Source organism: Undibacterium paludis, from assembly GCF_022568815.1.
Classification (GTDB): Bacteria; Pseudomonadota; Gammaproteobacteria; order Burkholderiales; family Burkholderiaceae_D; genus Undibacterium.
Window position 1 is genome coordinate 1 of sequence record NZ_JAKZHX010000022.1, and the last position, 12,009, is coordinate 12,009.

The window sequence follows — 12,009 nt, forward strand, 5'->3', positions numbered from 1 at the left end:
CATGAGGCAACGGAATTGATTATGATTTTTTTTCATCTTATATAACCTGATAAACAGCCACATAAAAAAGCGATAACAAGATCAAGCCCCCCCGAGTCTCCATCTTGAAACGGCACGTTCAAATTGGCATTGCCCTGTTCACCCAGGCAGAATTTGTCAGTATTCCCTCTGAGACGGAGAGCTTTTCCAAGTTGCCAGAATTTACTCTCTCGAACAGCTCATTAGCAATCGCCACCGTTGCTAAAAGCTGAGTTTTAAGAGCAGCATGGAGACTCTCTGCCTGAAACTTACATAACTTCGCAATAAATACATTCAATAAATCTTCGTTTATGTCAAACATGCCCGAGGCTAGCTCTACAAACCTACTCTCCAGTTTCAGCACATTTTCCATTACTCTGATTTGGGCAATAAACAGTTTTCCTATCGTCAAACTTGGCTACCAAATTGGTTTTTCATTAATACCGATCCAGTACCCCAACATATTCCCCTCGTCATTCAGACTGACTTGTCATCTCAGACAAAAATCTCACCTGCTGTCTGAGCATACCGTCCCGGATACTGCTCCAGATCTGCCCAGGAAAACCCATTGGCAATTGACGCTCAACCTGCGCCAAAGCATCTGGTACGTGTTGAACCAGTCGCTGCATCTGCGCAAAACAATCCACAACACCTGTCTGCGCTGCCAGGACCTGCCAATGCCGCACCTGCATCTCACTCATTTTAAAGTGCACGTTCTTTGACCTCAGGCCCATCGCCATCTTGATTTTCTTTTCCTGCAATTGATTGGCACCACGTCCAATCACGGGCCATGCCGACAGAATGTCGTACATGGGTGTCAGGCGGTAATCACCACCGGCCAGCAGAGCAATTGAAAAATTCTTGGCATGACCATCCGTTGCTGCCAGCAACCAGAATGCCAGATTCATCAATACAAAATTCAGCTTGTCTTTGCTTGCGTTGGCGCTACCTTCCAGTATGTGCAAGCATTGCGCCATGCCGGGCCCGCCATCAGTTTCATATTTATTGTCAGGCGCAACGCCGCTGGCCTGGCACAAATCTTCTTGTGGCAATCTGGCTATCCATTCCTGCCCCATCCATTTTCTGTCAAATCGCTCCACCACCAATACTTTTTGCGTACCAAATTGCGCGATGTCAGCCTTGGCCACTTCAAATCCCAATGCTGCCATGATACGCATGCACAGCCATTCGTTTTCGATTGAACCAGACATATCGGCGCGCATGCCGCCAATCAGGCCCAAAGGCAATTTCAGGATATGTGTCGTTGGTGTTGTCCCATGCGGTACATGCCAATGCCCCTGATGCCATAGCAAGGCGGTTTTTTCTTGGGCACCCGCCAGTGAAATGCGAAAGTCGCTGATGATATTGCTGTCATCTTCATCGCTGGTTACATTCAACAATAATTTTTCGATTTCGCTGTCTGTCAGCCTGGTTGCGGTAATTTTATCGAAGCCTTCTGGCTTTACATCCGGCGGTAAAATTTGTACAGCGCCTATGCAATCACGCCCTACTGCTTCGAGTAAATCCGGCACAGTTGTGGAAGAGCGTTGATAGCGATGACTGATGCGCTGCCTGATCTTTTTATTGTCAGGTAAAAGATTGTCAAAGTAGTTTTTTACGGCCATACCGCGCAAGACATTCAGGCCTGCGGTAACAGGTAAAGAGAGTGACAGAGGACGAGCAGCAGTCGATTTGATCCAGCTTTCTGCATACTCAAATTGATGTGTGTCTGCGCGATCCCAACTCCAGATACCAACCAGTAAGCCGTTCATCCAGACATTGAGTGAGCGATGAATACGAGATTTGTTCATGATCACCAGTCAGGTTGAGTGTCGTTATCAGTTTTGCCAGCAGCAGCCTGCCTACCCTCGCGCTTGTAGATAGACAAACCACAGCCAAGCAAATGCAGGATGCTCAGCATCTGGTCCAGGCTCACTGCGCCAGGGTTATTTTCTATATTGGCGACCCTGACCTGCCCCACACCAAGCAGTTTGCCTAAGTCAGCCTGAGACAGTCCCTGTTCACGGCGCAAGGATTTGAGATGGCTACCAAGCTGCATTGCCAGACTGATTCTATAATCCATATGTTCTGCCTTCCTTAAGTCAGGTATGATCACCTCAAAGTGACAATTTCAATTTATCACTCAAAAGAAATAAAATCAATATATTATCTTTAAGTGATATTTCAGTATTATCACTAATAAGATATAAACTGATATTCAGTACTAGAGCCCACGACTACGGGTCAGTTCCTGACAAGCATCCTGAATTTTTTTCACCAATTAACGTTTACGTAAACGTCAATTCCTGTGCTATTCTAAAAATAACAGGTGCACACCCCAATTTCTTGGGCTGTGTTAAACGGGAAAGTGGTTGTCCTGAACCATGTCGCCAGCAGGTGGCAGTCTGGGTTCAGGGCGCTAAGCCCCTGCTGCCTCCGCAACGGTAAGCGAGTGCGGTTACATCATCCACGCCACTGGTCAGGCCTGACTGGGAAGGCGATGTAACAAGTCTTGCAAGCCCGGATACCGGCCTGTTGATCGCTGAGAAAACACTGCGGAAGGCTGTGTTCGGGATGTGGCATGGTGCGTCTGTTCTTTTCGGGTGGGCGGGTGCCGGTCTTCAACATGGATTCTTTTTGTTTTCCCAAGGTCTGGTCACGTACGGAAGGTGCGTGGCGGGTGTGCGTTCACACGGCGCATGCCCATGGTCAGGGCCATTGCTGCGGCTTGATTGTTGCGGTGGTTACCCTGTTTTTCAGGCATCAGTGCGGCTTTGTTGCGGGCGTGGCCCGCCGTCTGTCCGCGCGCAATCAGGAAAGTCCAGGCAAGACATCATGACATCTCTTACACAAGCCCCCAAGGTTAAACTGCTCGTCAATGGCGAATTGGTCGAATCGCAGACCACGCAATGGCGCAATGTGATCAACCCGGCCACCCAGCAGGTGCTGGCCCATGTGCCGTTTGCCACGTCCAGCGAGATGGAGGCCGCCGTGGCGGCCGCCAAGCATGCCTTCAAAACCTGGCGCAAGACCGCGATAGGCACACGCGCCCGCATCTTTTTGAAGTACCAGCAACTGATACGTGAAAACATGGCCGAGCTGGCCGCACTGCTGACCGCCGAACAGGGCAAGACCCTGGCTGACGCCGAGGGCGACATCTTCCGTGGCCTGGAAGTGGTCGAGCACGCCGCCAATATCGGTAACCTGCAAATGGGCGAGATCGCCAACAATGTTGCCAGCGGCGTCGATACCTATACCCTGAACCAGCCACTCGGTGTGTGCGCTGGCATTACCCCTTTCAACTTCCCGGCGATGATACCGCTGTGGATGTTCCCCATGGCGATTGCCTGCGGCAATACCTTCATCCTGAAACCATCTGAGCAAGACCCTATGGTGACCATGCGTCTGGTCGAACTGGCGATGCAAGCCGGTATTCCGCCTGGTGTATTGAATGTCGTGCATGGCGGTGAAGAAGTTGTCAATGCGATTTGCGATCACCCCGATATCAAGGCCGTGTCCTTCGTCGGCTCCACCCGCGTCGGCACGCATGTGTATAACCGTGCGACGCTGGCGGGCAAGCGTGCACAGTGCATGATGGGTGCGAAGAACCACGCGATTGTGCTGCCTGACGCGCATAAAGAACAAACCCTGAACAACCTCGCTGGTGCGGCCTTTGGTGCGGCTGGCCAGCGTTGCATGGCGCTGTCTGTCGTCATCCTCGTGGGTGAAGCCAATCAGTGGGTGCCAGAATTGCTGGACAAGGCGCGCAGCCTCAAGATCAATGCCGGTGCAGAAGCTGGCACAGATATCGGCCCGGTCATCTCTTGCACAGCCAAAGAAAGGGTAGAAAGCCTGATTGCGCAAGGCATTGCAGAAGGTGCAAACCTGGTGCTGGATGGCCGTAAACCTGCAGTACCTGGCTATGAACACGGCAACTTCGTCGGCCCTACTGTCTTCACCCGCGTCAAGCCCGGCATGCGTGTGTATGAAGAAGAAATCTTTGGCCCCGTACTGTGCATCATGCAGGCAGATACGCTGGCAGATGCCATCGCCATCATCAACGCCAACCCTAACGGCAATGGCACTGCCCTGTTCACCCAGTCTGGCGCGGCTGCACGTACCTTTGAAGAAGATATTGACGTAGGCCAGATCGGCATCAACGTACCTATCCCTGTGCCTGTGCCACTGTTCTCATTTACGGGTTCACGCGCATCCAAACTCGGTGATCTGGGGCCATATGGCAAGCAGGTCATACAGTTCTATACCCAGACCAAGACCATCACGGCGCGCTGGTTTGATGACAGCGTGACGGTGGGTAAGGTGAATACGACCATCTCGTTAAAGTAAGGGAACATCCTAGCCACGGTGGTTGGACAAGTGCAAGTGTGCATTTTTCCAGTTTCCTGGCTAGGCGTGACGACGACGCAGACTAGCGTCTGCTAGGAGGAACAACGACGGCAGGGAGCTGGGAAAGTGTGCAATTGCACTTGTAGCGCTCTCCGCACGGTCATACCTTATTGAAAGCGAACGATGGTAAATACACTACTTCAACTATTGACTGCCAAAGCGGTCAACTACCGGGGCTAGGATGATATGGACTTCGAATTGAACGAAGACCAGCGCGCCTACCAACAATCTGCCCGCAGCTTTGCCGCCCATGAAATGGCGGCACAGGCAGCGCATTGGGATGCCAATGCCCACTTCCCACTGGACGTGATTGCTCACGCCGGGGAATTGGGCTTTTGCGGCCTGTATGTGCCAGAAGAACTGGGCGGGCTGGGTTTGACGCGACTGGATGCAGCAATCGTGTTTGAAGAGCTGGCACGCGCCTGCCCTTCCACCACGGCTTACATCACCATCCACAATATGGCGAGCTGGATGATCGCCCACTGGGCCACACCAGAAGTGCAGCAGGAATGGGTGCCCAGGCTGGCAGCAGGCAAAAAACTGGCGTCTTACTGCTTGACTGAGGCTGGCGCAGGTTCTGACGCAGCCTCGCTGCGCACTACCGCCATATTGGATGGCGACAGCTATGTCCTCAATGGCAGCAAAGCCTTTATCTCTGGCGCAGGCGCGACCAATATGCTGGTCGTAATGGCGCGCAGTGGCGGCGACGGCGCGGGCGGCATATCGGCCTTTGCCGTACCTGCCGACCTGCCCGGCATCAGCTATGGCAAGAAAGAAGACAAGATGGGCTGGAACAGCCAGCCCACCCGCACCGTCAACTTTGACCAGGTGCGGGTGCCGCGCAGCCACTTGCTCGGTGAAGAAGGCATGGGCTTTCGCATTGCCATGCGGGGTCTCGATGGGGGCCGCATCAACATCGCCACCTGCTCCATCGGCGCGGCGCAATCTGCCCTGAACAGCGCGCACAATTACATGAACGAGCGCATGCAGTTCCAGAAAAAACTGGCTGACTTCCAGGTGCTGCAATTCAAACTGGCCGACATGCAGACCGAGCTGGTCGCCGCCCGCCAGATGGTGCGCCTGGCCGCCAGCAAGCTAGACAGCAAGGCTGCCAATGCATCCGTGTATTGCGCCATGGCCAAGCGCCTGGCCACCGACACCGGCTTTGCCGTCTGCAATGAAGCGCTGCAAATCCACGGCGGTTACGGCTATATACGCGAATACCCGCTGGAGCGCTTCCTGCGCGATGTCAGGGTGCACCAGATACTCGAAGGCACGAATGAAATCATGCGCGTCATCGTCGCCCGCCACATGTTAAGCCAAGACACTACCGAGGAGTTTTTATGAGCAAGTACGCCAACTACACCAACCTGCAATGCGAAATCATAGGCCACACCGCCCTGGTCACCATTGCCAACCCGCCTGCCAACACCTGGACCTCGGCGGGTTTACAATCGCTGACGCAACTGGTCAATGATCTCAATGCCGATGCCAATATCTACAGCCTGGTCATCACAGGTTCAAGCCAGAAATTCTTTTCAGCAGGCGCAGATTTGAAGCTGTTTGCCGATGGCGACAAGGCCGTGGCGCTCGACATGGCGCGCCGCTTTGGTGAAGCCTTTGAAACCCTGAGCCGCTTCCGTGGTGTCTCCATCGCTGCCATTAATGGCTATGCCATGGGCGGCGGTCTGGAATGCGCACTGGCCTGCGACCTGCGCATTGCCGAAACCCAGGCGCAACTGGCCCTGCCAGAAGCCGCCGTTGGCTTGCTGCCCTGCGCTGGCGGCACACAAAACCTTGCCTGGCTGGTCGGCGAAGGCTGGGCTAAGCGCCTGATTTTGTGTGGTGAACGCATCGATGCCGCCACGGCATTGCGCATAGGCCTGGTCGAAGAAGTCGTTGCCACCGGCGGTGCACTCGATCATGCACTGGCCCTGGCCAAACAGGTCGGCAAACAAAGCCCGACCAGCGTCAAGGCTTGCAAGCAACTGATACAGGGCGCACGCCATCAGCCGCTGAATACCGTCTTGCCACAAGAACGCGAAGCCTTTCTGGCGCTGTTTGATACAGCAGATCAAAAAGAAGGTGTATCCGCCTTCCTGGAAAAACGTTCACCCGTGTGGAGTAATTCATGAACGCACCTACTCCCTCTTTCCTGTTCGAGACCCGGCCCACTGCAGGCGGCATGCAGCTAGGCATCGCCACCCTCAATGCAGAAAAAACCCTGAACGCCCTCTCCAAAGACATGGTGCAATTGCTGGCTGCGCAATTGCAGGTATGGGATCAAGACGACAGCATCGCCCTGGTCGTCTTGCAGGCGGCCGGTGAAAAAGCATTCTGCGCCGGTGGCGACCTGCAAAACCTGTATGCCAGCATGCGCGAGCATCATGCGTCGGACAAAAAAGATGATCTGCTCGGCAATGCCTATGCCCTCGATTTTTTTGAGCAGGAATACCGCCTCGATTACCAGATCCACACTTACCGCAAACCCATACTGTGCTGGGGCCACGGCATCGTCATGGGAGGTGGCATAGGCTTGATGGCAGGCGCCAGCCACCGCGTCGTCACAGAAAAATCCCGCCTGGCCATGCCTGAGATTGCGATTGGCCTCTTCCCCGACGTAGGCGGCACCTGGTTCCTGAATCGCATGCCGGGCAAGCTGGGTTTGTTTCTGGCATTGACGGGCGCGAACATCAATGCCAGTGATGCCGTATTTGTGAAGCTGGCCGACCTGCAATTGCCGCACGAGAGCAAGGCAGAACTGCTGGCACGCCTGCAAGCCTGTGCATGGAGCAAGCAGTCAGACAACAATCATCTGCGCCTGAGCCATATCCTGCATGAGCAGCAACGCAGTGCCAACGTAGTCGGCAGCGCCGGGCCATTACGCCAGCATTTTGACCTGATCAACCAACTGTGCAGCGCTGCTGACCTCGGTACGATAGTCAGCAATATCTGCCAGCTCGATGCAAGCGTCGTGAACGATGATGCATGGTTGCAAAAAGCCGTCACCAGCCTGCAAAAAGGTAGCCCGACATCTGCCTGGCTGGCGCATGCTTTGCAAGAACGCGGCAAGCATTTGTCGCTGGCAGAAGTATTCCGTATGGAACTGGTGGCAGCGCTGGCCTGCGCGCAAGGGCATGATTTTGCGGAAGGCATACGGGCGCTGATTATCGACAAGGACCAGAAGCCGCAATGGTTGCCGGGCAGCCTGGCGGAATTTGGGGTACAGGATGGTGCTGCCTACTTCAGCCAGCCATGGGCGGTGGGGCAGCATCCTTTGCGGGATTTGGGTGCGGTTGAGAATGTGCAAAAAAGAGCCGCATAAATATAAAACGAAGCCCCCTACGGGTCGGGTTGCGTCGTAGGTTGGGCTAGGTTTTACCAGCCCAACACTGAGTCTCAACAAACGTATAAGTTATTTAGAGACCGAGTGTTGGGCCGGGCCTCGCTAGGCTGATACCCCGTAGCCTAGCGAGGCCCGGCCCAACCTACGAGCTACGATTTTTTAAATCCCCTCCCCTTCAAGGGGAAGGAGCTAAAACCAAGGAGATCACATCATGTCACACCAACCCAAAATCGCCTTCATCGGCCTCGGCAATATGGGCGCGCCCATGGCACTCAACCTGCTCAAGGCTGATTACCAACTGACCGTTTTCGACCTCTCAGCCAGTGCCCTTAAAACCCTGACAGATGCAGGTGCAAAAGCCGCCAGCGATGCGCAGGCAGCCGTGCAAAGTGCCAACATCGTCATCAGCATGCTACCCGCCAGCCGCCATGTAGAAAGCCTCTACCTCGGTGACACAGGCATTCTGCCGCATATCGCTGATGGCGCACTGATCATCGATTGCAGCACCATCGCCCCGCAATCGGCGCAAAAAGTCGCCCAGGCCGCTGCCGCACGCGGTCTGGCGATGATCGATGCGCCGGTGTCAGGCGGCACCGCCGGTGCAGCCGCAGGCACGCTGAGCTTCATCGTCGGCGGCAGCGCCGCCAATCTGGAACGCGCCCGCCCGCTGCTGGCGGCCATGGGCAAGAACATCTTCCACGCTGGCGACAATGGCGCAGGCCAGACCGCCAAAATCTGCAACAACATGCTGCTCGGCATATTGATGGCAGGCACGGCAGAGGCCCTGGCGCTGGGCGTGGCAAACGGGCTTGATCCCAAAGTATTGTCCGACATCATGAGCAAAAGCTCAGGCCGCAACTGGGCGCTGGAACTCTACAACCCCTACCCCGGCGTGATGGACAATGTACCCGCTTCACGCGGTTACACCGGTGGCTTTGGCACCGACCTGATGTTAAAAGACCTGGGTCTGGCGACAGGGGCCGCACTGGGCAGCAATGCCAGCATCCCGCTGGGTGAAGCAGTACGCAATCTGTATGCTATACATAGCAAGGCGGGCGCGGGCGGGCTGGATTTTTCCAGTATTTTGAATTTGCTCAAACCAGCGGCATAGTCAAACGAAAAGCAAGCGGCATGGGGAGAGCTTGACTGCACAGAATGGACAGGCAACGGTTCACCCCAGCTGCAACACCTGATAGTTATTCCGCCCCGCCTTCTTGGCCAGGTACAGGGCTTCGTCAGCTTTTTTGAGCAATTGTTCGGCGCTGGCCTGGTGTTCGGATGAAATAGATACGCCTATGCTGGTGGTCACCATCAGCGGGCTGCCTTCGATGTCAAACGGCGTGGTCATGGCCTGCACGATCTTGGCGGCGACCGTCTGGGCCTCGCTCTGCATGTTGAGCCCTTCCAGCACGATCACGAATTCATCCCCGGCCAGTCGGCCTGCCATGTCAGTCTGGCGTATGCAATGGCGCAGGCGGCTGGCGAATTCCTTGAGCACTTCATCACCGGCATGGTGGCCCAGGGTATCGTTGATGGACTTGAACTTGTCCACGTCCAGGAACATCACTGCCATCAGGCGGCCGCTGCGTTGCGAGCGGGCGCTGGCCTGTTCCAGCCGTTCATTGATCTGGTTGCGGTTGGGCAGGCCGGTCAGGCTGTCAAACCTGGCCAGGGCCGTCAATTGTTTTTCTACCGCCTTGGCGTCGCTGATATCGTTGATCAGTGAATTGACACCGACCACCTGGCCATGGTCATCATATTGCGGCACATAGGTGGCATGGTAGTGGCCAATCTTGCCGGCGATACTGATCTCGGTTTCGAATTCGGTTTTTTCGCCCGCCATGGCCAGTTTGTAGTGCTCTTCATGCAGGGCTTGCAGTTCGTCTTTCAATAAAGACTGTACAGGCTGGCAGCGTATGTCTGCCAGCGGCCGGTTGAACCACGATTCATACGGGCGATTGACGAACTGGTAACGATTCTGCGCATCGATGAAGCTGACAAAAGCGGGGATATTGTCGGCAATGGTGCGCAACAAGCCCTCGCTGGCCTGCAATTTCAGTTCAGCCTCTTTACGGTCAGAGATGTCGATGACCAGCGAGTAATAACCGACCACCCGGCCCTCGCGGTTGATGTCGGGCACGTAGTCATACTGCAGATGACTGTTGAGGCCGCGTTCTGACGTATAGCGTTCAAACGACATCCGCTCGCCACGCAGGGCACGGCTGATTTTTTCCTGCACGTCGTTGTACGACTCCTCATCAAAGATGTCGCGCACCTGCTTGCCGATGATCTCCGCCGGGTCGACGCCCGGTATCTGCCCGTAATTGCGGTTACAGAAGCGAAAACGCTGGTCAGCATCGACATAGGCGATCATGGCCGGCACGTTGTCGGTGATGGTGCGTATGCGTTTCTCACTGAGGCGCAATTCATCCTGCACACGTTTGAACTCGGTGATGTCTTCCACCAGTACAAAAAAACCGTCCACCATGCCAGATTTGCTGAAGTCCGGCACATAGGTCACCCTGTCCCACTCCCAATGACCATAGCGCTGCACACGCCGCTCAAAGCGCGTCCACTCCCCGTTCAACACCTGGGTGACGTAAGGTTTGGTCTGCTGATAAAACTCCGGCGGTGATATCTGCTTGATGGTCTTGCCGATGGCCTGCTGGGCTGACATGCCAAACAGGTGCTCTATGCGCTTGTTGACGAAGGTGTATCTCTCCTGGTAGTCGATATAGGCGATGAAGGCGGACATATTGTCGGCAATCAGGCGCAATTGCTTATCGCTGGCGGTCAGGGCCTGCTCGGCGTTACGCCGTTTCTTCATCGCGTCATCAAAGGCTTTGGCCAGGTCGCCGATTTCATCCCTGGGGTAGTCATGGTCGGTCCTGACCACATACATATTGACGTCGGCATTATTCACCTTGTCACGCAGTTTTTGCAAAGGCGCCAGCTGCCAGTACATGAACCACCAGACCAGCAACAGCAGCACCAGCAGCAGGGCAATGCTGAGCAGCACAGCGTCCCTGCGCACTTCAGCGACGATGCTGAAGGCCTCGCGGGCCGGATACACACCGGCCACGATCCAGCCAACCGACTTCAGGCGGCGGTAAGACAGGATGGCTCCATCGCGACTGCCGTCGCTGGTGGTGATATTGCCCTCCAGTGCAGCAGTGGCCGGTATCTGGTTTTTATCGGGGAAATCGCGGCTGTTTTTCATGATGCGCTGGTGATCAGGATGCGTCACGAATATGCCGTCACTGGTCTGCACATAAAAATATCCATGTTCACCTATCCGCGCCGTCGCCAGGTCGGCCAGAAAGCTGTCCTGCGTCAGCTCCATGGTACCGACCAGTACCAGCAGGATATTGCCGCGCGTATCAAACACCGGTACGCTGACCACAATCAATGGACGGCCTGAGATTCCGCTCTTCAAGGGGGCAGAAATCACGATCTTTTTCTCTTCTACGGTCTTCTTGAAATAGTCGCGCTTGCCGATATTGAGCTGGCCGCGTGTGGCCGGGTCATCCATATTGGCGATGATGTCGCCGTTGAGATCAAACACGGCCAGATTGTCGAACAAACCTTCGAGGCTGTGATGCTGCGAGAGAAAGCTCTGCACCTGCAGAGCCCCGGTATCGCCAGACCCCAGGTCGCTGGCCAGCCTGATCATGGCGTTTTTCCTGAGCTCGATTTTCTGGTCTATCTCATTGGCGGTATTGGTAATCAGGCTGGACTGGCGTGCGACGACCATTCTTTCCAGGGCGCGCTCAAACACCGATGTCGCCAGCCCATACAGCAAGGCCAGGGACAGCACAAAAAAGATCGCCACCGCCACGGTCAGGCGGGTTTTCAAGGTGACATTACGGATACGGAACAGCGGTGCTGAGGACATATCATTCGTCAAGGTGAATAGCTTCACAATGATCTTAGCATCCGTGTATACCAGAGCAACATATTTTCAGGAATTACCGGCCAGTGAATTGCAAATCAAGGTGTCACCCGGCCTTGTCCCAGCGACAGTTAAAAATTGCCCAGTGGAAAGCGATGCAAAAACGCGACAATGGCGCTGTGGCAGGATGTCATTGGAGGTTCTCAAAGCATGATTTGCGCGGACAGGATACCGGCCACTGTACAGTTCACCAGCAAGCCGTTACGTCAAAACGATCCCGTCGGTGTCGGCCAGCCGGGATTTTTTGCATCGACCAAGCCTGCATATCAATGAACCAGATGCACCC

General features: G+C 55.0%; 10 protein-coding genes and 1 riboswitch. Of the genes, 6 read left to right on the plus strand and 4 right to left on the minus strand.

Annotation, left to right across the window (positions count from 1 at the left end; translation table 11 throughout):
* Window positions 1-118: 118 nt before the first annotated feature.
* The 3 genes from LZ463_RS26990 to LZ463_RS27000 all read right to left on the minus strand — a co-directional run bounded on the left by LZ463_RS26990 (window position 119) and on the right by LZ463_RS27000 (window position 2,101).
* Window positions 119-430: a DUF6086 family protein gene (locus tag LZ463_RS26990; RefSeq protein ID WP_277624187.1), complete on the minus strand. Its 312-nt coding sequence runs from the start codon at window positions 428-430 to the stop codon at window positions 119-121.
* Window positions 431-491: 61 nt separating this feature from the next.
* On the minus strand, window positions 492-1,829 hold the full coding sequence (locus tag LZ463_RS26995; protein ID WP_241459426.1) for a type II toxin-antitoxin system HipA family toxin: 1,338 nt from the start codon (window positions 1,827-1,829) through the stop codon (window positions 492-494).
* A gap of 2 nt (window positions 1,830-1,831) precedes the next feature.
* A complete protein-coding gene (locus LZ463_RS27000; protein ID WP_241459427.1) occupies window positions 1,832-2,101 on the minus strand; it encodes a helix-turn-helix domain-containing protein in 270 nt (89 codons plus the stop codon).
* 227 nt (window positions 2,102-2,328) lie between these two features.
* Window positions 2,329-2,568, plus strand: a riboswitch (cobalamin riboswitch).
* 31 nt (window positions 2,569-2,599) lie between these two features.
* Here LZ463_RS27000 and LZ463_RS27005 point away from each other — a divergent pair.
* The 6 genes from LZ463_RS27005 (at window position 2,600) to mmsB (ending at window position 8,882) form a co-directional block, all read left to right on the plus strand.
* The gene (locus tag LZ463_RS27005) at window positions 2,600-2,857 is read left to right on the plus strand and encodes a hypothetical protein (RefSeq protein ID WP_241459428.1); all 258 of its coding nucleotides are present in this window, start codon (window positions 2,600-2,602) and stop codon (window positions 2,855-2,857) included.
* Entirely contained in the window at window positions 2,854-4,365 is a 1,512-nt protein-coding gene (locus tag LZ463_RS27010) for a CoA-acylating methylmalonate-semialdehyde dehydrogenase (RefSeq protein ID WP_241459429.1), read from the plus strand. The genes LZ463_RS27005 and LZ463_RS27010 overlap by 4 nt, the downstream gene beginning before the upstream one ends.
* A 246-nt stretch (window positions 4,366-4,611) precedes the next feature.
* On the plus strand, window positions 4,612-5,772 hold the full coding sequence (locus LZ463_RS27015) for an acyl-CoA dehydrogenase family protein (protein WP_241459430.1): 1,161 nt from the start codon (window positions 4,612-4,614) through the stop codon (window positions 5,770-5,772).
* Window positions 5,769-6,560 carry an enoyl-CoA hydratase gene (locus tag LZ463_RS27020; protein ID WP_241459431.1) on the plus strand — a complete coding sequence of 264 codons (792 nt, stop codon included), beginning with the start codon at window positions 5,769-5,771 and terminating at the stop codon, window positions 6,558-6,560. The genes LZ463_RS27015 and LZ463_RS27020 overlap by 4 nt, the downstream gene beginning before the upstream one ends.
* On the plus strand, window positions 6,557-7,750 hold the full coding sequence (locus tag LZ463_RS27025) for an enoyl-CoA hydratase/isomerase family protein (RefSeq protein WP_241459432.1): 1,194 nt from the start codon (window positions 6,557-6,559) through the stop codon (window positions 7,748-7,750). Before LZ463_RS27020 ends, LZ463_RS27025 begins: the two co-directional genes overlap by 4 nt.
* 232 nt (window positions 7,751-7,982) lie before the next feature.
* A complete protein-coding gene (gene mmsB, locus LZ463_RS27030) occupies window positions 7,983-8,882 on the plus strand; it encodes a 3-hydroxyisobutyrate dehydrogenase (RefSeq protein ID WP_241459433.1) in 900 nt (299 codons plus the stop codon).
* Between the two features lie 60 nt (window positions 8,883-8,942).
* On the opposite strand, the gene LZ463_RS27035 is transcribed toward mmsB, so the two are convergent.
* Window positions 8,943-11,666, minus strand: a complete 2,724-nt coding sequence (locus tag LZ463_RS27035; RefSeq protein ID WP_241459434.1) for a sensor domain-containing diguanylate cyclase — start codon at window positions 11,664-11,666, stop codon at window positions 8,943-8,945.
* Window positions 11,667-12,009: the final 343 nt, after the last annotated feature.

Bases quoted from the DNA above. Each gene is read 5' to 3' on its own strand.
- LZ463_RS27035 (WP_241459434.1), bottom strand. From the start codon at position 11,666: ATGTCCTCAGCACCGCTGTTCCGTATCCGTAATGTCACCTTGAAAACC.
- LZ463_RS26995 (WP_241459426.1), bottom strand. From the start codon at position 1,829: ATGAACAAATCTCGTATTCATCGCTCACTCAATGTCTGGATGAACGGC.
- LZ463_RS27010 (WP_241459429.1), top strand. From the start codon at position 2,854: ATGACATCTCTTACACAAGCCCCCAAGGTTAAACTGCTCGTCAATGGC.
- mmsB (WP_241459433.1), top strand. From the start codon at position 7,983: ATGTCACACCAACCCAAAATCGCCTTCATCGGCCTCGGCAATATGGGC.
- LZ463_RS27020 (WP_241459431.1), top strand. From the start codon at position 5,769: ATGAGCAAGTACGCCAACTACACCAACCTGCAATGCGAAATCATAGGC.
- LZ463_RS27025 (WP_241459432.1), top strand. From the start codon at position 6,557: ATGAACGCACCTACTCCCTCTTTCCTGTTCGAGACCCGGCCCACTGCA.
- LZ463_RS27000 (WP_241459427.1), bottom strand. From the start codon at position 2,101: ATGGATTATAGAATCAGTCTGGCAATGCAGCTTGGTAGCCATCTCAAA.
- LZ463_RS27015 (WP_241459430.1), top strand. From the start codon at position 4,612: ATGGACTTCGAATTGAACGAAGACCAGCGCGCCTACCAACAATCTGCC.
- LZ463_RS27005 (WP_241459428.1), top strand. From the start codon at position 2,600: ATGGTGCGTCTGTTCTTTTCGGGTGGGCGGGTGCCGGTCTTCAACATG.